The organism is Saccharopolyspora gloriosae, assembly GCF_014203325.1.
GTDB classification, from domain to species: Bacteria; Actinomycetota; Actinomycetes; order Mycobacteriales; family Pseudonocardiaceae; genus Saccharopolyspora_C; species Saccharopolyspora_C gloriosae.
On record NZ_JACHIV010000001.1, the window covers coordinates 2187724 to 2213388 of the forward strand.

Below are 25665 nucleotides of genomic sequence, written 5' to 3' on the forward strand. Positions count from 1 at the left end.
CGTTGTAGGGTGAGCGTCGTGAGAGCCATCACCGACGACGTGACCACCGACGACCGCCCCGCCGCCCTGCGCGGGGTCTGCGCCGGATACCGCAGGCACCCCGTGCTGCACGACGTCACCGCCGAGTTCCCGGCCGGGCGCCGGACCGCGGTGGTGGGGCCGAACGGCTCCGGGAAGTCGACGTTGCTGGGCGTGCTCGCCGGAGTCCTCCCGGTCCTGTCCGGCACCGTGCGGCGGCCCGGTTCGGCGGGGCCCGCGCTGGTCGCGCAGCGCACCTCGGTGTCGGACGCGCTGCCGCTGACGGTGCGCGCCGCCGTCGAGATGGGGCGGTGGGCGAGCACCGGACCGTGGCGCCGGTTGTCGAAGCGGGACCGGGAGGTCGTGGCGGACTGCCTCGAACGGCTCGGCGTGGCCGACCTGGCGGATCGCTCGCTGGGCGCGCTGTCCGGCGGTCAGCGGCAGCGAGCGCTCGTCGCGCAGGGCTTGGCGCAGCGGGCGGGATTGCTGCTGCTGGACGAACCGGCGGCCGGGCTGGACGTCGCCGCGCAGCGGTACATCACCGCGGCGCTCGACCAGGAGCGGTCCTGCGGCACCACGGTCGTGCAGGTCACCCACGACTTCGCCGAAGCGCGCGAGGCCGATCACTGCCTGGTGCTGCGCGACGGCCGCCTGCTCGCGGCGGGGCCGCCGGGCGACGTCCTCACCCGGGACGTGCTGAGCACCGTCTGGGGCGGCGTACCCGCGTTCTGACGCGCCGGAAGTCGTAGCGGCGCTGGGGAATTAGCGTTCCGGCCACCGGGATCAGGTGCGCGATTCCTGCTGCCGCAGGGGATTCGCCGCCGGTGGTAGCGGGATCAGGCGGACTCGGCGTCGCCGAGCCGACCCGGTTGGAAGGTGCTGCGGTACGTGCTGGGGGAGAGGCCGAGCCGGGCGCGCAGGTGCTGGCGCATCGAGGCCGCCGTCCCGAACCCGGAATCCGCCGCCACCTGGTCGACCGGCAGGTCGGTCTCCTCCAGCAGCTGCCGCGCCCGTTCGACGCGCTGCCCGGTGAGCCACTGCACCGGTGACAGTCCCGTCTCGTCGCGGAACCGCCGGGTGAAGGTGCGCACGCTCATCGATTCCAGGTCGGCGAGTTCCCGCAGCGGCAGCGCCCGGTGCAGGTTCTCCAGCGCCCACGCGCGCGCCCGGCCGGTGGAGGAACTGCGCGGCTCCGGCACCGCGCGCCGGATGAACTGCGCCTGCCCGCCGTCGCGGTGCGCGGGCACGACGGCGCTGCGGGCCACGTCGTTGGCGACCGTCGCGCCGTGCTCCTGCCGGATCATGTGCAGGCACAGGTCGATGCCCGCCGCCTCGCCGGCCGAGGTCAGCACCGGACCTTCGTCGACGTAGAGCACCGACGGGTCGAGCTCCACCTCCGGGAACGCCCGCCGGAACCGTTCGGCCGCGTTCCAGTGCGTGGTCGCGGTCCTGCCGTCGAGCAGGCCCGCCCCCGCGAGCACGAACGCTCCGGTGCAGATCGAGGCGATCCGCGCGTGCTCGGGAATCCGCGCGAGCGCGGCGAGCAGTTCGGGATGCGGCTCGGTTCGCGGCGCGTAGTCCTCGTCGGCGGCGGGCACGAACACGATGTCGGCCGCCGCGAGCACCTCCGGCCCGTGCTCGACGCGCACGGCGAAGTCGGTGGTGGTGCGCAGCTCGCCCGGGTGCACCGCGCAGGTCACCACCTCGTACAGCGGTTCCCCGGCGGGATCGCGGGCGAGTGAGAACAGCTGGTGCACGAAGCCCAGCTCCATCGGCAGCAGCCCCGGTCGCACCAGCACCGCGACGCGGCACCGGCCCGGACGGCGATGAGCACCCATGGCCCGATCCTTGCACATGTTGGCCATCGGGCCACTCGTCCCGGCTCCGCCGCAGGCCCACGATGAATGCCACGACGATGCCCCCGCCCATCCGGCGGGCGGACCCGAAAGCGAACGGCGCCCGTCTCGGGCGGCTGGAGAGGAACCGACGATGGCACTGGTGTGGATCGCGCTGCTGATCGAATCCGCGGTGGCCTTCACCCTCGCGGCGGCCCTGGCGACCTGGGCGCAGCGCAACTGGACCGACCGAGCCCGCCCCCAACCGTCCGACCGCCGGACGAGGACCCGAAACCTCGCCGACCTGGCCCCGAACCACCGCCCCTGCCCCGACCAGTGAAAAGCGGTGCGGCTCGACCCCGGAACCGCACCGCTTTCCGCCCTACCAAGGGAAAACCACCAACGACCGACTGCTCTAGTCGCTCCAGGTGAGCGCGGTCGCGGTCATTGTCTTGTCAGCGGCGAAGCCGCTGAGCAGTGACCACCAAAGCAGAACGACCACCCGCGGGTTCTCAGTTGCTTCCTCGCGAGGACAGCTTTTTCCCTCGTGGCGGAGCCACTTGGGAAAGATCCCGCAGCGAGGAAGCAACTGAGGTTCCGCCACCGGACCACCCAGGCAGGCCGGACTCAGGCCCCCGGGTTGAATTCGATGTCGGAGGGTTTGGCCTTGGCGAGGTTGTCCTCGAAGCTGCCGTCCTTGATGCCGAGGCTGGCGCTGCCGAAGTCGGCGCCGGTCAGCTTGTCCCGGATGCCTTCGGGGTAGTTGTCCCAGCTGACCAGGTCGGGGTACTGCCAGGTGCCGTAGTCGTTCTCCGGCTCCTCGTCCGTCTTCGCCAGGCGGAAGCAGTGCGTGCTGGCACCGTCTTTGTGGTAGACGATCTTCGCGTGGGTGTCCTCGAAGCCGACGTCCGACGCGGGGTAGGTGGAGAAGTCGCCGTGCGCCGAGGTGGAGACGTACTTGGCCTGGTCTTCGTTCACCCACACCACGACGTGCTCGATGTCGTGGCGGTGCCCGAACGCGTCGTGCACGCCGTCGAGGGCCTGGTCCTTCTCGAAGTACAGGTCGTACATGTACGCGCACCAGTCGTTGTCGCATTTGGTGCGCACGTAGGAATTGGTGTTGTCCAGGTCGGACTTGTCGTGGCAATTGCCGTTGAGCGCGCCGGACGGTTCCAGTCCGGGAGCGAGCGTTCCGTCCGGTCCGATCGCCGGAGTGGGGTAGCAGCCGTCACCGTCGTAATCGAATGCGGGCTGCCATTTCGCGTCGGCGTCGGTGGCGCTGCCCGGCAGCGCCTGCGGCGGGTCGGCCAGGGCCGCGGCGGGCGGCAGGCCGATGAACAGCACGGCCGTCCCGACCATCGCGCGGAACGCGAACGAGGACTTCCCGAACCGCCGGGGGTTCTTCCGCGTTCTGTCGGTCTCCAGTGTTCCCATCGCAGCAGAGCCTTCCGATCGCGCCGATAAGATCGGCATGATCATATGGTCCGGTGGTGGGGCTGGATAGTGCGTCGGCCGATGCGTTCGGCCGGGTTCACGGCCGGTTCACCTTTCTCCCGATACAGCCGTGGCGAATATTGGACATTCGTTCGCAGTGCTGGATGGTCGGACATAAGATCCGTCGCTTTTCTCGTTCGGCTGCTCGAGATCCGGTCCGGGCGCGAACCGGCGGCGCCGCTGCGGAGGACCCGGCGGCACCGCCGGTCGGCTGCGGGGTCAGCGCGGAGCCGGGATGGTGCGCAGGGCCAGCAGCGCGTTCTTGTCCGGTTTGCCCGCCGGTGTCAGCGGCACCTCGGGCAGCACGGTGATGGTGGCGGGCACCGCGCCCGCGCCGAGTTCGGCGGCCACCAGCGCGCGCAACGATTCGTGGTCCGGGTTCCGCGCGCCGGCGGCGACCAGGTAGGCGTGGACGGCCTCCCCGGTGCGGGCGTCGGGAGCTCCGGCCACGTAGGCCTGATCGACGTCGGGGTGCGAGGCGAGGACGCGTTCGATCGGGCCCGCGTAGTGCAGCACCGCGTTCACCATGATCACGTCGCGGGTGCGCCCGGTGAGGTGCAGGAATCCGTCGTGGTCGAGGTGGCCGAGGTCGCGGGTGCGGACCCGGCCGTCGTGCAGCACGGCGGCGGTCTCCTCCGGTGCGCGCCAGTACCCGGACAGGGCGTTCGGCACCCGCACCCACACTTCGCCGTCCGCGCCGATGGGCACGGGTGCGCCCGTGTCGTCGCGGATCTCCAGTTCCACGCCGTCGCGCGGGCGCCCGACGGAGTGCGCCGCCGCGGGGTGGGCCGCGATGTCGTCGGCGGAGAGCAGGCTGATCATGCCGAGTTCGGTCTGCCCGTAGCCCAGGTGCACCGCGGAGCCGATCCGCGCGTGCGCCTGCGCGAGCCGGTGCGGTTCCAGCGGTGACCCGGCGACCAGCAGCATCCGCGCCGCGCTCAGGTCCACGTCGCGCTCGGAGAGGTCGTCGAGGATCTGGTGCAGCCGAGCCACGGTGAGCAGGCAGGCCGTGATCGACAGTTCCGCGAGCACGTCCGGGAATTCCGGCGTGCCGGTGGGGATCACCGCGGTGCCGCCGGAGTTCAGGCACAGCGCGAGGTGTTCCTGCACCACGGCGCTGCTGAGCGTGCCGAACAGCAGGAAGCGGCGGTAGTTCGCGGCGAGCCGCGCGGTCTCGTCGGTCCACTCCGGCAGCTGCCAGGACCAGTGCCGGGTGAGGGCGCGGTAGTCGAACACCGTCCCCTTCGGTGTTCCGGTGCTGCCGCTGGTGAACGTGATGATCGCCGGGTCGTCGAGTTCGCCGCGCGCCACGGGTGTTTCCTGGTCGCGCAGCAGGTCCGGGCCGATCGTGAGCACGGTCGCCCCGCCCGCGGCGGTGCGCAGCCGGGTGGTGGGGTCGTCGGTGACGACGGCGTCGATGTCCTGGTCGAGGATGTGGGCGAGCTGCTGCGGGGTGAGGCCGGGCCGCAGCACGACGACGCGGCAGCCGAGCACGTGCGCGGCGAGCTGCGCGGCGAAGCCCTCGGCGCTGACGGCGGTGGCGATCGCGACTCCGCTGCGGTTGCCGAGCCCGGCGGCGCGCAGCCCCGCGGTGCACCGGCCGACGAGCTCCAGCAGTTCGCCGCGGACGAGGACGCGACCGTCCTGCTCGAACGCGGGGGTGAGCGGGTCGGCGCCGAGCGCGTCGAGCAGTGCTTGCGGAAAAGGTTGTGCCCGATCTTCGTGGTGATGATCACCTGCGGGATTCGCTGCTCCCATTTTTACCGCTTTCCGTCGAATAGTCGAACGTTTTCGGGCGCATGGCTCATCGGTTTCGAACGAGCGGTCCCGGCACGTGGATCTCTATCATCGAAACAGTGGTTCAACCACATGGTGCACGTGTGATGTGCATCACCAACAACTACTCCGGGGTAGTGTTTTAAGCTTCAAGTAAGAAACTTCCCGCCCAGTCCGGAGGCGAACGAACCCGTGGCCGAAGACTACTCGCTTGATTATCTCGTTATCGGTGGCGGTCCCGCCGGATTGCAAGCGGGATATTTCCTGCAACGCGCCGGTCGCAATTATGCGATCTTAGAATCAGGGGAATCCCCCGGAACGTTCTTCACCGAGTACCCGCGGCACCGGCAGCTCATCTCCATCAACAAGGTGCACACCGGCACGGACGATCCCGAGCTGAACCTGCGCACCGACTGGAACTCGCTGCTGTCGGAGGAGAACGCGCCGCTGTTCACCGAGTACACGCCGCGCTACTTCCCCGCCGCCGACGACTACGTGCGCTACCTGGCCGACTTCGCCGCCGCCCACGGACTGGTCGTCCACTTCGGCACCCGCATCGTCGAGATCACCAAGCCGGACGACTTCCTGGCCCGTGACCAGCACGGGAACACCTACCGGGCGAAGCGGGTGATCGTCGCGACCGGGGTGACCCGGCCGAACGTCCCCGAGATCGAGGGCGTCGAGCTCGCCGAGCCCTACACCGAGGTGTCGGTCGACCCCGCGGACTTCACCGGGCAGCGGGTGCTCATCATCGGCCGCGGCAACTCGGCCTTCGAAACCGCCGACAACCTCATCGAGAACGCGTCCGTCATCCACGTGGCGGGGTCGGGATCGCTGAAGCTGGCCTGGCAGACGCACTTCGTCGGGCACCTGCGCGCGGTGAACAACAACTTCCTGGACACCTACCAGCTGAAATCGCAGAACGCGGTGCTGGACGGTCGCATTCTGAGCATCCGGCGGGACGGCGACGGCCTGCTCGTGCGGGTGAGCTTCGAACGCGTCGACGAAGTCGTGAAGGAAATCCGCTACGACCGGGTCATCCTAGCCACCGGATTCCGGTTCGACGCGTCGATGTTCGCGCCGGAATGCCGCCCGGAACTCACCGTCAACGACCGGTTCCCGGCGCAGGACAGTTCTTGGGAATCGACGAACGTGCCGGGACTGCACTTCGCGGGCACGATCACCCAGGTACTCGACTTCAAGAAGTCGACGAGCGGATTCATCCACGGATTCCGCTACGGGGTCCGCGCGCTGCACCGCATCCTGGAGCACCGCGAGCACGGCGTGGCCTGGCCGGTGCGCCCGCTCGCCGCGACACCGGAAGCCGTGACCGACGCCGTGATCGAGCGGGTCAACCGCACCTCCGCGCTGTGGCAGCTGTTCGGCTTCCTCGGTGACGCCGTGCTGCTGGGACCGGATGGCCCGCGCTACGCCGAGGAGGTCCCGGTCGACCACCTGCACGACGCGGCGGGCGACGGTGCGTTCGGCGACGTCGAGTCGTACCTGACGATCACCTTGGAGTACGGCGAGGACCACGACCGGATCAACCCGTTCGACGTCACCGCCGGCCGGGTGTCCCAGCAGGACACCGCCGGGCTCGACGGCCGGTACCTGCACCCGGTGGTGCGCCACTTCCGGGGCGGGGAACTGCTCGCCGAGCACCACATCACCGAGAACCTCGAGAACGAGTGGGACGGCGAGCAGGTGCACCGCGCGCCGCTGCGCGAGTTCCTGCGCGGCAGGCTGACGGTTCCGGCGGGCGCGTGATGAACGGGTTCGCCGAACAGCACGACCGCGCGAAAGAAGTGCTCGACCCGGTCGCCTACGACTACTTCGCGGGCGGCGCGGGCGACGAACGCGCCCTGGCGGACAACGAGAACTCCTTCGCGCGGCTGGCGCTGCTTCCCCGGGTGCTGCGAGGCGGGGCGAACCGGGACCTGGCGGTGCGCCTGCCCGGCGCGCCGGACGCGCTGCCGATCATGGTGGCGCCGACCGCGTTCCACCGCCTCGCCCACCCCGAGGGGGAACTCGCCACGGCCCGAGCCGCCGCCGCGGCGGGCACCGTGCTCATCTCCAGCATGGCCTCGACGGTCGCCATCGACGAGGTCGTCGCGGCAGCCCACCAGGTGCGCGCCGAGGCGCCGGTGTGGTTCCAGCTCTACCTGCAACCCGATCAGCAGGTCACCGCCGCGCTCGTCGAACGCGCCGAACGCGCGGGCTGCTCGGCGCTGGTGGTGACCGTGGACTCGCCGGTGTTCGGCCGGCACGAGCGGGACCGGCGCAACGGGTTCCACGACCTGCCCGACGGGTACGCGGCGGAGAACATGCGCGGCCTGCCCGGCGGCCCCGCCGAAGACACCCGCGACATCGAGATGTCCCCGGAGATCTCCTGGCGGCACGTGGAATCGCTGCGGGCCATGACCCGGTTGCCGGTGCTGCTCAAGGGAATCCTGCATCCCGACGACGCGCACCTCGCGGTCGGTCTCGGCGTGGACGGGATCATCGTGTCCAACCACGGCGGGCGGCAGCTGGACGCGACGCCCGCGCCCATCGAGGTGCTGCCGCACATCACGAACGCCGTCGGCGGCGCGATCCCGCTGCTGCTGGACGGCGGGGTGCGCCGCGGCACCGACGTGGCCGTGGCGCTCGCCCTCGGCGCCACCGCCGTCGGCGTCGGCAGGCCCGTGGTGTGGGGGCTCGCCGCCGACGGGGAGAAGGGCGTGCGAGACGTGCTGGAGCGGCTGCGCGACGAGTTCGACCAGGCGCTGGCGCTGTGCGGCGGGCGCCGCTGCGGCGACCTGACCCGCGACCTGGTGGTGCGCCGGGGTTTCGGAGGTGGCTGGTGAAGGTGATCCCCGTGCTGGCCGCGGCCGCGGTGCTGACCGCGCCGCGCTGGTTGCCGCGGCGCGTGGTGGCGCTGCGCGGCAAGGTCTTCGAACTCGTCAACGGCGACAACGCGATCACCTTGCCCGACGAGCGGTTCGGGCCCGAGAAGTTCCGCGAGATCTACTCGCACCCCAACGCGGGCGGGCGCAGCGAAGGCGCCGGGCTCTCCGACCTGTTCTGGTACTGGCTCTCGCCCGGCCCCGAAGTGCACCAGGAGCACCTCGAGGCGGGCCCGCGCTACGACGACGTCGCCCGCACCACCCAGCGCTTCCTCGCCGGGAGCAGCGCATCGCTGGCGGCGACCGCCGCCCGGTGCGCGGCGGCGGTGCTCGACGAGCAGGTCCGGCGGGACGTGACCGCCGTGCGGCTGCGGGACCTGATGATGCCGATCTGGGCCGAGTTCAACTACGAGCTCGTCTTCGGCGAACCCTGCCCGCGGCCCGCGCGGGACCTCATCGTCGGCAACGCCACCGACGTCGTCGACGCGCTCAAGTGCACCGGCCTGCGCCACCCCGGACGCCGCGCCCGGCTCACCCGCTACCTGCGGGCCCGCGTCGAAGCCGGGGACGTGGTGCACGAGCTGCCGTCCACTCTGGACACCACCGAGCAGGTGCACTACCTGCAGGGCACGTTCTTCAACACCTCGGTCGTGCAGCTCTCGGAAGCGATGGCGCACCTGCTGCTGGTGCTCGCCCAGCACCACGACGTGCAGCGCCGGCTCGCGGCTAACCCGTCCGACGAGCGCTACTTCTCCCACGTCCTCGACGAGACGCTGCGGGTGTTCCCGCTGTTCGGGATCGCGCACCGCATCACCACCGGCGACATCGACGTGGACGAGCGCACCACGCTGCCGCGCGGATCGGTGCTGTGCTTCAGCTATCCCGAGTACCACGCGAGCGGCCACCAGGACCCGGAGGTGTTCGACCCGTCCCGCTGGGCGGAGCTCTCCGCCAAGGACGTGCCGCACATCCCGTTCGGCATCGCCGCGAACCGGCCCTGCCCGGCGTGGCGGTTGTCGCCGCTGGTGATGCGCGCGGTGGCGGGGGAGGTGCTGCGCCGGTTCCGGCTCGACTCCAGCGTGCGCCACACCCGGTCGCTGCCCTCGCGCGGGCCGTGCCTGCTGGTGCGCAGGGGAGCGCCGGAGCGGGCGACCGCGGCGGTGCTCGGCTTCCTGCGCGTGCGCGACCGGTGGGAGGACGTCGAGCGCAGCCTGCGACAGCTGGTGCTGGGAACCTGGATGGTGCTCGACGCCCGCAGCCAACGCCTCGCCGGTCGCTACTTCGAGCCGCCTCCGGGGTGTCCCGCGCATCGGCCTGCGTAGGGGTTGGGTGGCGGAACCTCAGCGTTCTTCTCGCTGCGGGATCTTTTTCCCAAGTGGCTCCGCCACGAGGGAAAAAGCTGTCCTCGCGAGAAGAACGCTGAGAACCCGCGGGTGGTCGGCTTGCTCTAGCTGGTCGCTGCTCAGCGGCTTCGCTCGCTGACAAGACAAGGACCAAGGACGGTGCCCACCTGGAACGGGTGGGGATGTTGGCGGTCTTCGACGTTTTGAAATTCCTGTAGCAGCACGGAATCGCCGGTCGGCGCGCGTCGGCGCGCCCCTCTCCTGCGGAGGAAGCACCTTGTCCCCTACTGAACTCGCGCCGGCGTTCTTCTTGGCTGCGATCGTCATCCTGGTCAGCTGCCGGTTGGTCGGACGTCTGCTGCGGGCCTTCGGGCAGCCTCCGGTGGTGGGGGAGATGGTGGCGGGGGTGGTGCTCGGCCCGTCCCTGCTCGGCTGGATCGCGCCCGCCGTGGAGCAGGCCGTGTTCCCGGACGCGTTGCGGCCGGTGCTGTACGTGGTGGGGCAGATCGGGCTGGTCGTGTTCATGTTCCAAGCGGGCTACGAGTTCCGCGTGGACCGGTTGCGCCAGGTCGCGCGGCCCGCGTCGCTGGTGTCGGTGGCCGGGGTGATCACCCCGCTGGTGCTGGGGATCGCGCTGACCTGGATCGCCGCCGACACCGCGGGCATGTTCCCGCCGGGAGTGCCGCTGCTGGTCTCGGCGCTGTTCGTGGGCGTCACGCTGGCGATCACCGCGTTCCCGATGCTGGCCCGGATCATCACCGAGCGCGGCCTGTCCGGCACCCGGTTCGGATCGCTGTCGCTGGCGTGCGGCGCGTTGGACGACGCGGTCGCGTGGGTGCTGCTGGCCGGGGTGCTGAGCATCAGCGCCGCCAGCATCGGCCCGTTCGCGGTCGCCGCGGGCGGCAGCGCGGTGTTCGTCGTGGTGCTCGTCGCGATCGTCCGCGCCGGAGACCGGGCCGACCGCGCGGTGCGGCGGCTCAACCCGGAGCACTTGCTGATGGCGGTGGTCGTGGTGCTGTTCCTGGCGGCCTGGTACACGGACAAGATCGGGCTCTACGCCGTGTTCGGCGCGTTCAGCCTCGGAGTGGTGCTGCCGCGCTCGGCGGCCGTCGACGGCGCGGTGCACGCGATGAAGCCGGTGAGCACGCTGTTCCTGCCGCTGTTCTTCACCTATTCGGGGCTGAACACGAACATGGCGCTGCTGCTGGATCCGGGGCTGCTGCTGTTCACGGCGGGCGCGGTGCTCGTGGCGATCGTGGGCAAGCTCGGTGCCTGCTGGGCCGCCGCGCGGCTGGCGGGGGAGCCGAGCTCGGTCGCCCTCCGCGTCGGCGCGCTGATGAACGCGCGCGGGCTGATGCAGCTCATCGCGATCAACGTGGGGCTCGCGGCGGGCATCGTGACGCCGCAGCTGTTCAGCGTGCTCGTGGTCGTCGCCCTGGTCACGACGATCATGGCGACGCCGCTGCTCACCTTGTTCGACCGCCTGGAGCGCAAGCGGACGCGGGAACCCGCGTCGGTCTGAGGCCGCGCCGCAGTGCCACCACCTGCGCGTTCCCGCGATGTGGATCTTGAAGTGCCGAGCGCCGATTCCCCCTATGCTCGGCTGCGCGGTGCCGCTTCCGGGCACTGTGGAAGGTGAGGGGATTCTCCGATGCGGCATGCGCTCAGGTGCGCGGTGCTGTTCCTGCTGATGGTGGTGGCCCTGCCCGCGCTCGCGAGCGCGGCCTCGGCGCAGGAGCCCGAACGGCCCGTGGTCCGGGTCGGCACCGAAGGGACCTATCCGCCCTTCTCGTTCCACGATCCGGGGACGCAGGAACTCACCGGCTACGACATCGACGTGATCAAGGCGGTCGCCGACAAGGCCGGGTGGGACCTCGAATTCGTCGAGACCCAGTGGGACGCGATCTTCCCCGCGCTCGACGCCGGGCGGATCGACGTCATCGCCAACCAGGTCTCCGTCAACGAGGAACGCGCCGCCAAGTACGACCTGTCCGAGCCGTACACGTACTCGCGCGGCGTGATCATCCGCCGCACCGGCGACGAGGGCATCAAGACGCTCGAAGACCTCCGCGGCAAGACGACCGCGCAGTCGAGCACCAGCAACTGGGCCCAGGTCGCCAAGGACGCGGGCGCGAACGTCGAAGCCGTCGAGGGCTTCGCGCAGGCGGCGGCGCTGCTCACCCAGGGTCGGGTCGACGCGATCGTCAACGACAACATCGCCGTGCTCGACTACCTGGCCAGCACCGGTTCCACCGACGTGGAGATCGCGGGCAACGCCGGTGCCGAGACCAGCGAGCAGGTCCTCACCTTCCGCAAGACCGATCAGGCCCTGCTCGACCAGGGGAACCGGGCGATCGCCGAGCTCAAGGCCGACGGGACGCTCAAGAGCATCTCGGAGAAGTACTTCAAGGCCGACGTCTCGGTGCCCGACGGTGGTGAGGCCGACCTGTCCGAGGGGCGCGGTCACCGCAGCACCTGGGACGTGCTGCGCAGCACGGCGTGGCCGATGTTCGTCGGCCTCGTCCAGGTGACGATCCCGCTCACAGTGCTGAGCTTCGCGATCGGGCTCTCGCTCGCGCTGCTCGTGGCCCTCGCGCGGATCTCGCCGTACAAGGTCCTGTCCGGACTGGCCCGCGCGTTCATCTCGATCATCCGCGGCACCCCGCTGCTGCTGCAACTGTTCATCGTCTTCTACGGGCTGCCGCAGCTCGGGGTGAAGTTCCCGCCGTTCACCGCCGCCGTGATCGCGTTCAGCCTCAACGTCGCCGGGTACGCGGCGGAGGTCGTGCGCTCGGCGATCCTCGCGGTGCCGAAGGGGCAGTTCGAGGCGGCGGCCACGATCGGGCTCGACTACCGGCAGACGCTGCGCCGGATCATCCTGCCGCAGGCGACGCGGACGGCGGTGCCACCGCTGTCGAACACGTTGCTGTCACTGCTGAAGGACACCTCGCTCGGATCGGTGGTGCTGCTGACGGAACTGTTCCGGCAGTCCCAGCTCGCCGCCGCCGAGAGCAACGAGTTCCTCGCCCTGTACGCCTTCGCCGGGCTGTACTACTGGGTGATCTGCGTGGCGCTCTCCGCCGGGCAGAAACGACTGGAAACCCGACTGGACAGGTACGTGGCCCGATGACCGACACCACAGCGCAGCCCGCCGAGCCCGCCCGCGTCCGGGTGCACGGCCTGGAGAAGTCCTTCGGCGACCAGCACGTCCTGCGCGGCATCGACTTCGAGGCGCGGCGGGGGACTTCGACGGTCCTGCTGGGACCGTCGGGCTCGGGCAAGACGACCGTGCTGCGTTCGCTCAACGTCCTGGAGACGCCCGAGGCCGGAGTCATCGGCATCGACGACGTCGAGATCGACTTCGCCCGGCTGCCCGCCGGCAAGGCCGGTCGCAAGGAGAGCGCGCGGTTGCGGGCGCAGAGCGGCATGGTCTTCCAGGCCCACAACCTCTTCCCGCACCGCACGGTCCTGGAGAACGTCGTCGAGGGTCCCGTCGTGGCGCAGCGGCGCCCGCGGGAGGAGGCCGTCGCCGACGCCCGGACGCTGCTCGATCAGGTGGGGCTCGGCGACCGCGCCGACGCCTACCCGTTCCAGCTCTCCGGCGGGCAGCAGCAGCGCGTCGGCATCGCGCGGGCCCTGGCGTTGAAGCCGCGGGCGGTGCTGTTCGACGAGCCGACCTCCGCGCTGGACCCGGAACTGGTGGGCGAAGTGCTCGCGGTGATCAAGGACCTCGCCGCCGAGGGCTGGACGATGGTGATCGTCACCCACGAGATCCGCTTCGCCCAGCAGGTCGCCGACCAGGTCCTGTTCCTCGACGGCGGCGTCATCGTCGAGCAGGGCACCAGCGCCCAGGTGATCGGCGACCCGCAGCAGGACCGGACCCGCCGCTTCCTCAGCCGCATCCGCGACCACGGCTGAGCGGTCCCGCGGTCAGCGCGCGGCGAGTTCGTCGTGGACGGCTCGGGCGAAGGCGTCGGCGGCGGGGGAGCGGTCGGCGGCGGTGAGCAGCATCGTCTCCCGGCGCCGCACGAACTCGGGGTCGTGGACCCGCACCCAGGTGACGCCGCGCGGCGCGGCGTCGGCGGCCATGCCGGGCAGCAGCGAGATGCCGAGCCCGGCGGCCACCATGCCCAGCCGGGTCTGCCAGCTCGCGGACCGGTGCGCGATCTCCGGTGCGGCCAGCGTCGGCCAGGCGCCGAACTGCGGCTCGTCCGCTCCGCCCGAGCCGACGATCCACGCTTGCCCCGCGAGTTCGGCGACGTCGACCTGCTCGCGGGCGGCGAACGGGTGCTCGTCGCTCACCGCGATGCCGAGACCCGGCCCCGGCCCGAGCGGTTCGGCGTGCAACCCGTCCACGTCGTAGTCGGGCAGCCCGTCGCCGACGGCGATCACCGCGACCTCGATCCGCCGCGCCCGCAGCCTGCGCACTTGCGCGGGACTGCCGGACTCCCGCAGGTCCACCACCAGCGCGGGGTGCGCGGTGCGCAGCCGGGCGATCGCGCGGGGCACGAGCACGGCTGCGGCGGTCGGGTAGGAGCCGACGACGAGCCTGCCCGCGAGCCGGTCCCGCAGCCCCGCGATCTCCAGGTCGGCGGCCTCCAGGTGGGCCACGACCCGCCGGGCGTGGCGCAGCAGCACCTCGCCCGCCGCGGTGGGCCGGACTCCCCGCGCGTGCCGGGCGAACAGCGCTGCACCGGCCGCGTGCTCGGCCGCGCCGACCTGGCGGGAGATCGCGGACTGCGTGTAGCCCAGCGCCTCGGCCGCGGCGGTGAAGCTGCCGCACCGGGCCACTTCGACGACGACGCGCAGCGAGGTGAGGGTCAGTTCCGGCATCGTCCGAGTATGCGCACTGCTCAGGCGGGCGCGTGCTCGGCGTCGGCCGCGTAGGCGATGTCGCGCTGCGCCTCCCACGCGGTGAGCCGTCCCCGGGCCGCGTCGGTGACGGCCTCGTAGGCGTCGGAGTTCAGCAGCAGCCGCAGCGGGGGCTCGGGGGAGGTGGCGGCTTCGACGATCGAGCGCGCGACACCGCTTTGGCTGCCCACCATCTCCTCGACCACCGGCGCGGGCTGGTCGGCGGGGCCGCCGCGGTAGGGCTCGCTGACCGGGATCCGGTCGGCCGCCTCGTAGAAGCTCGTCCGCACCCGGCCGGGTTCCACGAGCACGGTCCGGATGCCGAACGGTTCGACCTCCTTCGCGAGCGCCTCGAAGTAGCCCTCCACACCCCACTTCGTCGCGTGGTAGATGGCGAATCCGGGGAAGGTGATGTGCCCGCCCATGCTGGACAGCTGCACGAACACCCCGCCGCCCTGCTCCCGCAGCCGCGGCACGGCCCGGCGGGCGAGCTGGATCGAGCCGGTCAGGTTGGTCTCGATCACGCCCCGCACCTGCTCGTCGGAGAGGTCCTCGGCGGCGCCGAAGACGCCGAGCCCGGCGTTGGACACGAGGACGTCGATGTGCCCGAGCTCGGTGAACGCCGCCGCGAGCACCTGCTCGATCTGCTCGGTGTCGGTGACGTCCAGCGCCCGCCGCCACAACCGGTCGCCGTGCCGCCAGGCGAGGTCGTCGAGCTGTTCGGGCCGCCGCAGCGTGGCGGCGACCCGGTCGCCCCGGTCCAGCGCCTGTTCGGTGAGTTCCCGGCCGAGGCCGCGCGATGCTCCGGTGATGAACCACGTGGTCATGCTGTTGCCTCTTCCCGCTCGTCGTTGGTTCACCGTCCACGGTGCTCGGACGAGGCCATGCGGACAAGCGAGGGTTCCGCACCGGAGCCATGCGCATTCGGCATGGCTCACGCGACGCTGATCGCTCCGGTGAGCACGGCGAAGGCGATGTAGGCGAGCGAGGCCAGCAGCACCCAGAGCACGGCGAAGCGCTGGAAGTCGCCGAGGTCGCGCTTGATCAGCCCGAGCAGCACCCACAGCGGCGCGGAGGCCGGGCCGATGGAGTGCATCATCTGGCCGATGGCGCCGGCTCGTGCGATCTCGACGGGCGCGATGCCGTAGTGCCCGGCGGATTCGGCGAGCACCGGCAGCACGCCGAAGAAATAGGCGTCGTTGGACATGAAGAAGCTCAGCGGCAGGCCGATCACGGCGGTGAACAGCGGGATGAGGTTGCCGAGGGAGTCGGGCACGACCGCCAGCAGCGCGTCGGCCATCGCCTCGGTCATGCCGGTGTCGGTCATGATGCCGGTGAAGATCCCGGCGCCGAGGACCAGCATGACGACCGGGACGGCGTTGCCCGCGTGCTTCTTGATGACCTCGCCCTGGTCGGCCAGGCGCGGGTGGTTGACCAGCAGCGCGATCACGAACGCGAGCATGAACAGGTTCACCGGCTCGGCGACCCCGGCGACCAGCAGCACCAGCAGCAGCACCGTCAGGCCCGCGTTGAACCAGGTGCGCCAGGTGCGGTCCGCGTCGCCGCGGTCCTGCGCGGCGATCTCGGCGGCGAACTCGTCGATGACGGACCGGTCGATGCGCTTGCGCTGGTCGCGGCCCAGCATCCAGGCGATGGCGACGATCGTCAGCGAGGTGAGCACCATCGGGCCGATCATGTGCACGAAGTAGTCGGTGGAATCCAGGTGCAGCACGCTGATCCCGCGGGTGGCGGCGCCGCCCCACGGAGTCGTGCCGGAGATGGTGCCCAGCGCCATGGTGGCGATCGTGGCGATGACGAGCGGGTTGATGCCGAGGCGCCGGTAGATCGGTAAGAACGCCGAGCAGATGATCATGTAGCTGGTGGTGCCGTCCCCGTCGAGCGCGACCAGCAGCGCGAGGACGGCGGTACCGACGCAGATGCGGACCGGATCGCCCTTCGAGACCCGGATGATCATGCGGGAGATCGGGTCGAACAGCCGGGCGTCCATCATGACGCCGAAGTAGAGCACCGCGAACAGCAGCAGGATCGCGGTCGGAGCGACGATCTCCAGCCCGTTGAGCATCATCTCGTCGAGGTCGCCGCCGAACCCGGCGGCCACGCCGAAGAACACGGGCGTCGCCATGATCGCCACGAAAGCGGTCGCATATCTGCGCATCACCAGCGCCATGAAGACGCCGAGCGTCCCGAATCCCAGAACGGCGAGCATCGTTGCTCCTCAGAGGTGTGAGCTGTGTTGTGCGCGGGTGGAACCTCGGCCGCCCCCGCGTCACGAGGACCCGCGGCGGTGCCGGTGGCCGCCGCCGCGTCGGCAGGACGGCACACCGGTCACCGTCGGAGTGCGGTGGAATCGGCCGGGTGCGCGGGTTACGGCGTCGCCGGTCGCCCCGGCAGTTCGGCGCGCAGCGCCGCCAGGCCGAGCCGGGGCGGGCTCAGCACTTCCGCGCCGAGGGCCGTCGCGAGCTCGTCGGCGTGCGGGCTCAGCGAGTAGTTGGCGAGCAGCACGAGGTCGGCCTCGGCCAGGTGCGGACGTGCCGCTCGCACCAGGGAATCCGCCGACGCGGAGCCGGCCCGCGCGGGCAGGACGCCGGCGTCGGGGGCGGCCTCGGCGAGCCGCCGGGCCGAGTCCGCCAGCGCCGAGTCCAAAGAGGACAGCAGGAGGACCCGAGCGGGTCCGCGGCGGGCGATCTCGGCGAACGCGGCGTCGTCGGACCCCCGCACCGGCACGTCCCACAGCTCCCGCGCGAGAGCCGCGACCGGCCCGTACATCGAGCAGCTCAGCTGCACCGCGGCGGCCCCGCCGTCGACCGCGTGGCGGATCAGCGAGAGCATCCGCCGGCGCAGCGCGGGAGTGAGCCCCCCGGCCGCGTCGGCCTCGCCGATCAGCCGGTCGTCGACCAGGTGCCACGGGTCGGCCGCCGGGAAATCCGCGCGCAGCACGGTGTTCACGGGTTCGACCGAAGCGGGAGTGGCGTGCACGAACGCCACGAGCGGGCCGGTCGTCACGCCGGGTCCCCGATCGCGGCGGCGACCGCGTCGGCGAACGCCGCCGTACCGGTCGACCCGCCCATGTCCGGGGTGCACGTCCCGGTCGCGACCGTGCGCGCGATGCCGGAGTCCAGCAGCGTCGCGGCCCGGCGCAGCGCGTCGTCGTCGTTGCGGTCGCCCAGCCACTCCAACAACATCGCGGCGGAGAGCATCATCGCGATCGGGTTGGCGATGTCGCGTCCCGCGATGTCCGGGGCCGAGCCGTGCGAGGCCTGGGCCATGCACTGCCGGTCGGAGGCGTTGATGGAGGGCGCGATGCCGAGCGATCCGGCGAGCTCGCCGGTGAGGTCGGAGAGGATGTCGCCGAACATGTTCTCGGTGACGATCACGTCGAACTCGGGGGCGCGGCGCAGCAGGTGCACGGTCATCGCGTCGATGTGGAAGTCGTCGACGGTGACGTCGGGGTACTGCTCGGCGATCTCGCGGCACACGTCGCGGAACAGCCCGGTGGTCAGGCGCAGCACGTTCGCCTTGTGCACGATCGTGAGCCGCTTGCGCCGGCCGCGGGCGAGTTCGAAGGCGGTGCGCGCGATCCGCTCCACCGCGGGCCGGGTGATGATGCCGTGCGCGATGGCGACGTCGGGGGTGGGCATGAACTCGCCGGTGCCCGCGTGGGTGTTGCGGTCGGCGTAGAAGCCCTCGGTGTTCTCCCGCACGATGACCAGGTCGGTGCCGGGCACCATCGCCTTCGCGCCCTCGAACGCCTTCGCGGGGCGGATGTTGGCGTAGAGCCCGAAGCGGGTGCGGATGGTCCCGCTGGGGTTGAGCCGCGAGCGGTGCGGTTCGGGGTAGGCCGCGCTGTCGTGCGGCCCCAGCAGCCACGCGTCCAGCCCGGCCAGCGCCTCCAGCGTCGATTCCGGGATCGGTGTCCCGTGCTCGTCGATCGCGGACCGGCCGAGCGGCAGCGGGAGCCAGTCGACGCCCGGCGCCTCGGCCGCGGCCAGCGCCGCGTCGACGACCCGGGTCGTCGCGGGCACGATCTCCGCGCCGATCCCGTCGCCTTCGAGCAGGCCGAGTCGGTACGCGGGGGTGGGGCGTGCGGTCATGGAATCTCCTCCGGAAGTCGCGGACGGCGATATCCTGGAGGTTATAACCTCGGTCGGTCAAGACTTCGCAGAAAAGTGATCGCGTGCCGAAGAGCCAGCGGATACCCTGTGATGAGAGTCTTATAACGAGCCCGGTCGAGGTGTTTCACCTGGTGGTCGGGCGCGGTAGTCGGCGCGGTAGCTTATAGCCGAACGGGAGGTGTGGCATGAGCGAACCGGCGGCGTCACCGCTGATGACCAAGAGCGAGCTGGCGTACGTCAGCGTCCGCGACAAGATCCTCTCGGGCGAGTTCCCGCCCGGCTCGGTGCTCAACCAGGCCACGCTGGCGCGCACCATCGGCATCAGCACCACACCGCTGCGCGAGGCGCTGCGCAGGCTCAAGGCGGAGCGGCTGGTCGAACTGGACGCGCACCGCGACGCGCGGGTCACCGAGCTCAACGCGGAAGAGGCCCGCGACCTGCTGGAGATCCGGCGCTCGCTGGACCCGCTCGCGGTGTCGCTGGCCGCGCAGCGGCGCACCAAAGCGGACATCGCCGAGATCCGCGCGGCCGCCACCGGGCTGCGCTCGCTGCCCACCGACCCCGAGCACCGGCAGCTGCTGCACCACCGCCGCTTCCACGTCGCGATCTACCGCGCCTCGCACAACGACCTGCTCATCGAGACGCTCGACGGCCTGTGGGACAAGGCGGACCGCTACCGCAGGCTCGCGCTGGAGATCGACCGCGGACCGCGGGCGCGGGAAAAGAAGGACGAGGAGCACCGGATGCTCGTCGAGTGCGTCGTGGCGGGCGAGGCCGACGCGGCGGCCGACGTCATGCGCGAGCACATCGAGACCAGCCTCGGCGCCCAGGCCGCCCGCCGCCTCATCCGCGCCGAGCAGTGACCCCCGAATCCGCCCTCGGTGCGGGCCGACGACTTCCGGGGCGGCCGTGCGCGGGCCTCACCGGCGTTCCGCGATGCCGCGGATGAACGCTGCCTGTCCCGCGTGCTGCAAGCCGTCGGCCAGCACGCTCACCAGCCGGACCCCTCGGGTGACCGGGGGCGTCCAGTCCGCATCGATCACCTCGTCGAGGTCGGCGTCGGAGAGCCCGGCCACGTAGGACACGGTCCGCTCGTGCACCGAATCGTGGTAGCCGAGCAGCAGTTCCGCTTCGGCGCGCACCTGCGCCACCTGCTCGGAGCTGTGGCCGTAGCCGATGTCCAGGTCGTCGAAGGGCAGGTCGAACCGGTCCCGCCAGCCCTGGGTGAACCACACCTGCTCCGTTCCCGCCGCGCCCGCGAGGTGATCGTCCTGCACCCGCGTGAGATGCCAGATCAGCCAGGCGATCGAGTTGGCCTGCGGGTCGACGCGGAGGACGAGCTCGTCCTCGCCCAGCTTGCGGGTCGCGCCGTGCACGGCCTCCCGAATCCGGTCGTAGCCGTCGACGAGCACGTCAGCGCTGGTCATATCGCTCAGCGTCCCTTCACCGGTGGTCGGATGCGCGAAGTGCGCCGCGTTCCACCGTACGAGCGGGAACCGGCGCGGGCATGCGGCGCGGCCGTGCGGTGCACGGCCGCGCCACGACGTCAGTTGTCGTGATCGCTGCCCGCGCTGCCCGCCCCGAAGTCGAGGTTGAGCGTGCGGTCGATCTCGATGGGGCTGTCGCCGTTGTAGCTCACGTTCAGCAGCCCGGAGCCGGTGCTGCTCTGGCCGTCGCTGCTCGGCCCGGCGTGCGCCACCGGCGAGAGCAGCAGGGCGGTCGCCGGCGCGGCGCAGGCGAGTCCCCGGAGGATGCGCATGGGGGTCCTTTCGTTGATGTGCGGGAAGAACGGGTCGGGTCAGGCCGACGCTTCGGGGACGGGTGCCGACGCGGCGTCGTCGGCCGACCGGTCGGCGAACCGGCGGGCCAGCCAGGCGCAGGCGATCAGCTGCAGCTGGTGGTAGAGCATCAGCGGCAGCACCAGCAGCCCCACGCTCGCGGCGGGCAGCAGCACCGAGGCCATCGGCAGGCCGCTGGCCAGGCTCTTCTTCGAACCCGCGAACACCAGCGCGATCCGGTCCGGGGTGCTGAACCCGCACCAGCGCGCCGCCAGCGAGGTCACCGCCAGCACCACCACCAGCAGCACCAGGCACACGGCTGCGAGCAGCAGCAGCCCGGACGGGGTCAGCTGCTCCCAGATGCCGTGCGCGGTGCCCTCGCTGAACGCGGTGAACACGACGGCGAGGATCACGACCCGATCGAGCTTGCCGAGCGCTCGCCGCGCGCGCACCCACTCGCCGATCCAGCGGCGGGCCAGCTGTCCCAGCAGGAACGGCACCAGCAGCAACAGCACGATCTCGGGCAGCGCGTCGAGCGGCACGGCACCGGTGCCGCCCGCCAGCAGCAACCCGGCCAGCACCGGGGTCAGCAGCACCCCGAGCACGTTGGAGAACGTCGCCGCGCAGATCGCCGCGGCGACGTTGCCGCCGGCCAGCGAGGTGAAGGTGATCGACGATTGCACCGTCGAGGGCAGCACGCACAGGAACAGCAGTCCCAAGTGCAGCGGCTCGGTGAGCACGGCGGGCACCAGGACCGCGGTCGCCAGCCCCAGCACCGGGAACAAGGCGTACGTGCTGAGCAGGATCGCGCCGTGCAACCGCCAGTGCCGAACGCCTTCCCAGGTGGCGCCCCGCGGGAGCCGGGCGCCGTAGAGGAAGAACAGGAATCCGATCGCGATCGTGACCGCGGTGTCGAGCACCGCGGCGGGTTCTCCGCGAACCGGGAAGAAAGCCGCGAGAACGGCGGTGAGGACGAGCGCGATGATGTAGGGATCGATTCTCGAACGCGTGACGAAGCTATTCGGCATCACTGTCCTGTCGAAATTCGGGGAGAGGTGAATTCCCGGCGGCATGAATCCGGAATCGCTGATTCCGGTAGCCGGGAAGCGGGATGATCCGGTCAGGTCTGCATCTCGACCGGCCTGACGTGGTTCCGGCTGATGTTGCGCTCCAGCAGCGCCAGCGATTCCGCGACTCCGACGGATCCGGCCGAGACCTCCGGGAGCCTGCCGTCGGCGACGCGCAGATCGGTCAGCGCCCGGTCGATGGCGGATTGCGCGGCGAACAGGCACGGCGTGCTGTAGATCGCGACGTCGACGCCGAGGTCCTGCAGCTCCGGCAGCGAGAGCCGTGGGGACTTGCCGCCCGCGATCTGGTTGAACAGCAGCGGCTTGTCGCCGATGACCTTGCGGACCTTGGCGATCCAGTCGACGCTGCGCACTCCGTCGACCAGCAGCACGTCGGCCGCCGTCTCGGACAGCGCCTCCGCCCGGCGCAGGATCTCGCGCTCCTCGGTGGCGTCGGTGCGGGCCACGACCAGCAGGTCCTGCCTGGTGGAGAGAACCAGGTCCAGCTTGTCCAGGTAATCCTCCAGCGGCAGGATCCGCTTGCCGTCGACGTGGCCGCAGCGCCGCGGCCGCTGCTGGTCCTCGAGGATGACTCCGGAGGCACCGATCATCTCCAGCTGCTCGACGACGTGGCAGGCGACCTCGGGGTCGACGTAGCCGTCGTCGATGTCGACCAGCAGGTGCTGCTGGGGGAACGCCAGCCGCAGCCGCTGCACGAACGCGACCATGTCCGGCCAGGCGATGAACCCGATGTCGGGCAGGCCGTAGTGCGAGGCGGCGAAGCCGAATCCGGAGATGAACATCCCGGAGTAGTGCTGGGCGGAGACCGAGGCCGAGAACATGTCGTAGACGCCGATCAGCGGTGTGATCTGCTCGCCGGCCACGTCGTTGCGCAGTGCGGTGCCGTACTTCACGGTGTACCTCCAGGTTTTTCGGGTAGGGGTGTGCGAGGACCGTCCCGGAATACGGGTTCGGTCCGGGGTGGAACGGTCCCTCGATTTTCTGCATGCCGGATCGGCGGTGGTGCCGACGCGGTTTCGGTTCTCCTGAAATCGTCGCAACGCGGACAGGAATGGTTCCGGATGAGGAATTTCAGGAGTTGTCCAGGTGTCTTCCGGGCCCGACGGGATGGGCCCGGTTTGGTTCTCCTGGACTGATTTCACCTTATTGCACGAACCGAACTCCGGCCAAACCCACAGATGGGTGCAAGTAGGTGCACGATGGCGAATCACGCTGAGTGATAATGAATTTTCTCTAATCTTCGCCCCGGATCACGGAAGTCGAGATGATTCCGCGCGGAACGAGGAAAGTATTTCACGTTCACCCGCCTGTTTGCGGCTGACCAGCGACGGGTCCTGTTCGTGCCTTCTGGCTGCGGCTCGTCCTCGTCGCCGGGAGCTCCGCGCGCGGGTCGTTGCGCTGGAAAAGATCAACTTTGGGCTGACGGGACCTGGTGATGCACCGCTCGCTCTGCGTGATCACATGAGCGGATCGGCATGCGTTCGCGCCCGCATCGCCGCTGTTCGCGGTCGCACCGCCAGGAGGTTGCGCCGGGCGCGACGGCGACCCGGTGCCGAGTGATCGAACCGTCCCCGCGATCACCTTGAAGCGCGCTGGGCCTGCGGGTAGACACCAGGTGGCGGAATGCCCAGCGAACGTGAGGTGCCATGACCAACGCGCGAGGACAGTCGGTGCAACGCGCTCGGACGTTGCTGTCCGAGCACCCGGTGCTCGACGGGCACAACGACCTGCCGTGGGCGCTGCGGCTGCACGGGGCCTACGACCTGGAAGCGCTCGACCTCTCCCAGGACCGGACCGGCACGCTGCACACCGACCTGGCCCGGCTGCGCGCCGGTGGTGTCGGCGGGCAGTTCTGGTCCGTCTACGTCGAGACCGGGCTCCAAGGGGACCGCGCGGTGTCGGCCACCTTGGAGCAGATCGACTGCGTGCTGCGGCTCGCCGAGCGCCACCCGGGCGAGCTGCGGCTCGCGGGCACCGCCGCCGAAGTGCGCGCCGCGATGGCCGACGGCCGCATCGCCTCGCTGATGGGAGCCGAGGGCGGCCACAGCATCGCCTGCTCGCTGGCGACGCTGCGCGCCTTCCACGCGCGGGGCGTGCGGTACCTGACGTTGACGCACAACGACAACGTGCCGTGGGCCGACTCGGCGACCGACGAGCCCGCCGCGCACGGGCTCACCGCCTTCGGCGAGGAGGTGGTGCGGGAGATGAACCGGCTGGGCATGCTCGTCGACCTCTCGCACGTCTCCGCCGACACCATGCGCCACGCGCTGCGGGTGACCCGCGCGCCGGTGCTGTTCTCGCACTCGTCGTCGCGCGCGCTGTGCGACCACCCGCGCAACATCCCCGACGACGTGCTCGCCGAACTGCCCGCCAACGGCGGCGTCGCGATGGTCACCTTCGTGCCCTCGTTCGTGCTGCAGGAGGCCCGCAACTGGGTGCTCGCGTTCGACGCAGCGGCGACCGGGGCGGGGCTCGACGCGCACGGCGGGGGCGAGCAGGTGCGGCGGTTCCGCGCCGACTACGAGGCGGCGCACCCGAGGCCCGCCGCGACCGCCGCCACCGTCGCCGACCACCTCGACCACATGCGGGAGATCGCGGGCGTCGACCACCTGGGCATCGGCGGCGACTACGACGGGGTCGACGTCACCCCGGCGGACCTGGCCGACGTGGCGAGCTATCCGAACCTGTTCGCGGAGCTGCTGGACCGCGGCTGGTCCGAACAGGACCTCGCGAAACTGGCGCACCGCAACGCGATCCGCGTCCTCGAAGACGCCGAGCGGGTCGCCGACCGGCTGCGGCGGACCGAGCGCCCCTCGGTGGCCACGATCGAGGAGCTGGACGGCTGACCCGTGCTGCCGCCGGGGCCCGGGGCGTGTGCACTGTGCGGGCGGCCCACCCGTCGAGGTGATCCTCGGCCATCGGGGAACACCGGGCTCGGCGGGTGAGTTGTTCCAGTGAGTCATCCGGACGCCGAAAGAGGTATTCATGTCGAAGCTGGCGCAGGTAGGCGTCACCGGCCTTGCCGTGATGGGGCGCAATCTGGCCCGCAACTTCGCGCGCAACGGCTACACCGTCGCCGTGCACAACCGCTCCGTCGGCCGCACCCACGAGTTCATGGAGCGGTTCGCCGAGGAGGGCGAGTTCGTCGCCGCCGAATCCGCGGCCGACCTCGTCGCTTCGCTGGAACGGCCCCGCCGGGTCGTCATCATGGTCAAGGCCGGTGGGCCGACCGACGCCGTGATCGACGAGCTGGCCCCGTTGCTCGACGAGGGCGACGTGATCATCGACGGCGGCAACGCGCACTTCGAGGACACCCGCCGCCGCGACGAGGCGCTGCGCGGACGCGGCCTGCACTTCGTGGGCACCGGCATCTCCGGCGGTGAGGAGGGCGCGCTCAACGGGCCGTCGATCATGCCAGGTGGCTCCGCCGAGGCCTACGAATCGCTCGGGCCGATGCTGGAGAAGATCAGCGCGCACGTGGACGGCACGCCGTGCTGCACCCACGTCGGCCCCGGCGGTGCCGGGCACTTCGTGAAGATGGTGCACAACGGCATCGAGTACGCCGACATGCAGCTGATCGCCGAGTCCTACGACCTGCTGCGCCGCGCGGGCGGGCTGGACCCGGCGCGCATCGCGGAGGTTTTCCGCGGCTGGAACGAAGGCAGGCTCGCGTCGTACCTGGTCGAGATCACCGCGGAGGTCCTCACGCACACCGACGCCCGCACCGGAGCGGCGTTCGTGGACGTCATCCAGGACCAGGCGGAGCAGAAGGGCACCGGCCGCTGGACGGTGCAGACCGCGCTGGAGCTGGGCGTGCCCGTCAACGGCATCGCCGAGGCCGTGTTCGCGCGCAGCCTGTCCGGCCACGGCGACCTGCGCGAAGCCGCGCAGGGCCTGGCCGGCCCGCAGCCCGCCGCACTGTCCGCTGAGGACGCGAAGCGGCTGGCCGAGGACGTGGAGAAGGCGCTGTACGCGTCGAAGGTCGTGTCCTACGCGCAGGGCTGGAACATGATCTCGGTGGGCAGCCGCGAGTACGGCTGGGACGTCGACCTCGGGGCGATGGCCACGATCTGGCGCGGTGGCTGCATCATCCGCGCCGCGTTCCTGGACCGAATCCGCAACGCCTACGGCAACGACCCCGCGCTGCCCACGCTGCTGGCGGACGCGGAGTTCTCCCGCGAACTCGCCGACGCGCAGGACGCGTGGCGCCGCGTGGTGGCCACCGGCGCCGAACTCGGCATCCCCACGCCCGGATTCTCCGCCGCGCTGTCGTACTACGACGCGCTGCGGGCGCAACGCCTCCCGGCGGCGGTGACGCAGGCCCAGCGCGACTACTTCGGTGCGCACACCTACCGCCGCACCGACGTCGAAGGCTCGTTCCACACCCGCTGGGACACCAACCGAACCGAGGAACCGGCGTGATGGTTGTTCGGTCTCGTTCTGCGTAGCGGTGCGGGTGGCGGA

23 protein-coding genes are annotated in these 25665 nt (G+C 70.9%); 11 read left to right on the top strand and 12 right to left on the bottom strand.

Going from position 1 to position 25665, the window contains the following annotated elements:
• The first annotated feature begins 18 nt into the window (after positions 1 to 18).
• A complete protein-coding gene (gene aztA / locus BJ969_RS09920) occupies positions 19 to 750 on the top strand; it encodes a zinc ABC transporter ATP-binding protein AztA (protein WP_343071318.1) in 732 nt (243 codons plus the stop codon).
• A gap of 104 nt (positions 751 to 854) precedes the next feature.
• Here the strand turns inward: aztA and BJ969_RS09925 are convergent, their stop codons facing one another.
• Positions 855 to 1883, bottom strand: a complete 1029-nt coding sequence (locus BJ969_RS09925) for a GlxA family transcriptional regulator (RefSeq protein ID WP_184478655.1) — start codon at positions 1881 to 1883, stop codon at positions 855 to 857.
• A 124-nt stretch (positions 1884 to 2007) separates the two neighbouring features.
• Here BJ969_RS09925 and BJ969_RS09930 point away from each other — a divergent pair, with 124 nt between their 5' ends.
• A complete protein-coding gene (locus BJ969_RS09930) occupies positions 2008 to 2193 on the top strand; it encodes a hypothetical protein (RefSeq protein ID WP_184478656.1) in 186 nt (61 codons plus the stop codon).
• Positions 2194 to 2480: 287 nt separating this feature from the next.
• Here the strand turns inward: BJ969_RS09930 and BJ969_RS09935 are convergent, their stop codons facing one another.
• Positions 2481 to 3212, bottom strand: coding sequence for an NPP1 family protein (locus BJ969_RS09935; protein ID WP_184485074.1), 732 nt, complete (start codon positions 3210 to 3212; stop codon positions 2481 to 2483).
• 354 nt (positions 3213 to 3566) lie between these two features.
• Positions 3567 to 5105, bottom strand: coding sequence for a class I adenylate-forming enzyme family protein (locus BJ969_RS09940; protein ID WP_184478657.1), 1539 nt, complete (start codon positions 5103 to 5105; stop codon positions 3567 to 3569).
• Positions 5106 to 5315: 210 nt separating this feature from the next.
• On the opposite strand from BJ969_RS09940, the gene BJ969_RS09945 reads away from it, so the two are divergent.
• The 6 genes from BJ969_RS09945 (at position 5316) to BJ969_RS09970 (ending at position 13269) form a co-directional block, all read left to right on the top strand.
• Positions 5316 to 6890 carry an NAD(P)-binding domain-containing protein gene (locus tag BJ969_RS09945; protein WP_184478658.1) on the top strand — a complete coding sequence of 525 codons (1575 nt, stop codon included), beginning with the start codon at positions 5316 to 5318 and terminating at the stop codon, positions 6888 to 6890.
• Complete coding sequence (locus tag BJ969_RS09950; protein ID WP_184478659.1) at positions 6890 to 7969, top strand: alpha-hydroxy acid oxidase; 1080 nt, start codon at positions 6890 to 6892, stop codon at positions 7967 to 7969. Before BJ969_RS09945 ends, BJ969_RS09950 begins: the two co-directional genes overlap by 1 nt.
• A complete protein-coding gene (locus BJ969_RS09955; RefSeq protein WP_343071319.1) occupies positions 7966 to 9330 on the top strand; it encodes a cytochrome P450 in 1365 nt (454 codons plus the stop codon). The genes BJ969_RS09950 and BJ969_RS09955 overlap by 4 nt, the downstream gene beginning before the upstream one ends.
• Before the next feature lie 298 nt (positions 9331 to 9628).
• The gene (locus BJ969_RS09960) at positions 9629 to 10873 is read left to right on the top strand and encodes a cation:proton antiporter (RefSeq protein ID WP_184478660.1); all 1245 of its coding nucleotides are present in this window, start codon (positions 9629 to 9631) and stop codon (positions 10871 to 10873) included.
• Between the two features lie 129 nt (positions 10874 to 11002).
• The gene (locus BJ969_RS09965; RefSeq protein WP_184478661.1) at positions 11003 to 12481 is read left to right on the top strand and encodes an ABC transporter substrate-binding protein/permease; all 1479 of its coding nucleotides are present in this window, start codon (positions 11003 to 11005) and stop codon (positions 12479 to 12481) included.
• The gene (locus tag BJ969_RS09970; protein ID WP_184478662.1) at positions 12478 to 13269 is read left to right on the top strand and encodes an amino acid ABC transporter ATP-binding protein; all 792 of its coding nucleotides are present in this window, start codon (positions 12478 to 12480) and stop codon (positions 13267 to 13269) included. Before BJ969_RS09965 ends, BJ969_RS09970 begins: the two co-directional genes overlap by 4 nt.
• A 12-nt stretch (positions 13270 to 13281) precedes the next feature.
• Here the strand turns inward: BJ969_RS09970 and BJ969_RS09975 are convergent, their stop codons facing one another.
• The 5 genes from BJ969_RS09975 to BJ969_RS09995 all read right to left on the bottom strand — a co-directional run bounded on the left by BJ969_RS09975 (position 13282) and on the right by BJ969_RS09995 (position 18314).
• A complete protein-coding gene (locus BJ969_RS09975) occupies positions 13282 to 14184 on the bottom strand; it encodes a LysR family transcriptional regulator (RefSeq protein ID WP_184478663.1) in 903 nt (300 codons plus the stop codon).
• A gap of 20 nt (positions 14185 to 14204) precedes the next feature.
• Positions 14205 to 15029 carry an SDR family oxidoreductase gene (locus BJ969_RS09980; protein ID WP_184478664.1) on the bottom strand — a complete coding sequence of 275 codons (825 nt, stop codon included), beginning with the start codon at positions 15027 to 15029 and terminating at the stop codon, positions 14205 to 14207.
• A gap of 107 nt (positions 15030 to 15136) precedes the next feature.
• Positions 15137 to 16429, bottom strand: a complete 1293-nt coding sequence (locus BJ969_RS09985) for a CitMHS family transporter (RefSeq protein ID WP_184478665.1) — start codon at positions 16427 to 16429, stop codon at positions 15137 to 15139.
• Between the two features lie 158 nt (positions 16430 to 16587).
• A complete protein-coding gene (locus BJ969_RS09990; protein WP_184478666.1) occupies positions 16588 to 17226 on the bottom strand; it encodes a hypothetical protein in 639 nt (212 codons plus the stop codon).
• Positions 17223 to 18314, bottom strand: coding sequence for an isocitrate/isopropylmalate dehydrogenase family protein (locus BJ969_RS09995; protein WP_184478667.1), 1092 nt, complete (start codon positions 18312 to 18314; stop codon positions 17223 to 17225). Before BJ969_RS09995 ends, BJ969_RS09990 begins: the two co-directional genes overlap by 4 nt.
• Positions 18315 to 18520: 206 nt before the next feature.
• On the opposite strand from BJ969_RS09995, the gene BJ969_RS10000 reads away from it, so the two are divergent.
• Positions 18521 to 19198 carry a GntR family transcriptional regulator gene (locus tag BJ969_RS10000; protein WP_184478668.1) on the top strand — a complete coding sequence of 226 codons (678 nt, stop codon included), beginning with the start codon at positions 18521 to 18523 and terminating at the stop codon, positions 19196 to 19198.
• A 57-nt stretch (positions 19199 to 19255) separates the two neighbouring features.
• Here the strand turns inward: BJ969_RS10000 and BJ969_RS10005 are convergent, their stop codons facing one another.
• The 4 genes from BJ969_RS10005 to BJ969_RS10020 form a co-directional block, all read right to left on the bottom strand.
• Positions 19256 to 19762, bottom strand: coding sequence for a mycothiol transferase (locus tag BJ969_RS10005; RefSeq protein ID WP_184478669.1), 507 nt, complete (start codon positions 19760 to 19762; stop codon positions 19256 to 19258).
• Between the two features lie 119 nt (positions 19763 to 19881).
• Positions 19882 to 20094 (bottom strand): hypothetical protein, encoded by a 213-nt coding sequence (locus tag BJ969_RS10010; RefSeq protein WP_184478670.1) that lies wholly within the window; start codon positions 20092 to 20094, stop codon positions 19882 to 19884.
• A gap of 39 nt (positions 20095 to 20133) precedes the next feature.
• Positions 20134 to 21141, bottom strand: coding sequence for a bile acid:sodium symporter family protein (locus tag BJ969_RS10015; RefSeq protein WP_184478671.1), 1008 nt, complete (start codon positions 21139 to 21141; stop codon positions 20134 to 20136).
• Between the two features lie 92 nt (positions 21142 to 21233).
• Positions 21234 to 22094 (bottom strand): isocitrate lyase/phosphoenolpyruvate mutase family protein, encoded by an 861-nt coding sequence (locus BJ969_RS10020; protein ID WP_184478672.1) that lies wholly within the window; start codon positions 22092 to 22094, stop codon positions 21234 to 21236.
• A gap of 753 nt (positions 22095 to 22847) precedes the next feature.
• Between BJ969_RS10020 and BJ969_RS10025 the strand changes: the two genes are divergently transcribed.
• Positions 22848 to 24047, top strand: coding sequence for a dipeptidase (locus tag BJ969_RS10025; protein ID WP_184478673.1), 1200 nt, complete (start codon positions 22848 to 22850; stop codon positions 24045 to 24047).
• Positions 24048 to 24186: 139 nt separating this feature from the next.
• Positions 24187 to 25623, top strand: a complete 1437-nt coding sequence (gndA, locus tag BJ969_RS10030; protein WP_184478674.1) for an NADP-dependent phosphogluconate dehydrogenase — start codon at positions 24187 to 24189, stop codon at positions 25621 to 25623.
• Positions 25624 to 25665: the final 42 nt, after the last annotated feature.